This is a genomic window from Stenotrophomonas sp. STEN083 (genome assembly GCF_056759195.1).
Genome location: NZ_JBRRCU010000134.1, coordinates 1 through 211 on the forward strand (window position 1 = coordinate 1; position 211 = coordinate 211).

General features: G+C 60.7%; 1 protein-coding gene. It reads right to left on the minus strand.

The features are described from left to right. A partial coding sequence (locus ACVOK8_RS19200; protein WP_481568209.1) for a cadherin repeat domain-containing protein occupies positions 1–211 on the minus strand: 211 nt, incomplete at both ends.

Here is a 211-nt window from a genome sequence, read left to right on the forward strand (position 1 = left end):
ATCTTCAAACTCCGGCACTTCGTTGACGTCCAGCTCGTTGAGCGTGACGGTGATGGTGGTCGTGCCACCATTACCGTCGCTGGCCACCACCGTGATCTGATGGCTGTTGCCGGTCGACTCGTAGTCATTCGCCAGCGACGCTGCACCAGCCGGGGTCAGGGTGATCACACCCGTGGTCGGATCGATCGCGTACCAGCCATTGTCGTTACCC